The 810-nt window shown below is 37.7% G+C and carries 1 pseudogene; it reads right to left on the bottom strand.

The window, feature by feature from the left end:
• Positions 1-810: pseudogene (locus ACEVFT_RS01600) on the bottom strand (IS3 family transposase); the annotation flags it as partial.

The raw sequence follows: 810 nt of genomic DNA, 5'->3' as shown, positions 1-810 counted from the left end.
GTCCCTTTATATGACTTATATTTTTTCATACGAACGATGCACTTTAAGCCTAGCGCTTTCATCAGGCGTTGCACTTTCTTATGATTCACTTTTTGCCCACGATTCGCTAGCTCATCACGAATGCGACGATAGCCATAACGGCCTTCATGTTCCTTATAGATTTCTTGAATTTCGGCCTTTAACTCGGCATCTGGATCGGGACGATTCATCTTCTTTACTAAATCATAGTACGTGCTACGTGGAATTTCTGCGAACGCTACAAGCGCCTTCACCGAGTATTTATGCCTTAATTCATAGATGACGTTTACTTTGTCTTCTTTGGTGATTTTTCCTTGGCTTGAACTAAGGCGTTTAACTTTTTTAAATACTCGTTTTCCATACGTAGACGATTGATTTCTGCTTGAAGTGCTTCTGGTGAGCCTTCTACTGGTGCTTGTTTTGGTTGTTTATTTGTTTCTTTTTTCATGGATGGACGCCCCTTTTTCTTTGATTGAAGGGCATCGAATCCTTTTGTTTCAAATTGTTTTTTCCAAAAACGAAGTGTAGAAGGAGTAGCTATATTAAAGATAGCTGCCGTTTCAAGTAAGGACGTACCGTTTTCAATCATATAGTTTAGTACGTCTAGTTTAAACTGTGCCGAATAATTTGTATATCGTTTTATAAACGCTTCTACGCCGTTATACTCATATTGTTTCACCCAATTAAGAATCGCTTTGTGATCTGTTCCAATTAATCTAGCAATTTCATGTGAACTTTCTTTACCTTCTATGTAGCGTAGGACTGCTTGTAATTTTTCTTCTGATGTATATT

This window comes from Lysinibacillus sp. PWR01, from assembly GCF_043359455.1.
GTDB lineage: Bacteria > Bacillota > Bacilli > Bacillales_A > Planococcaceae > Lysinibacillus > Lysinibacillus fusiformis_F.
The sequence above is the reverse complement of the archived record's forward strand: the minus strand, read 5'-3'. Positions and strand labels throughout refer to the sequence as shown.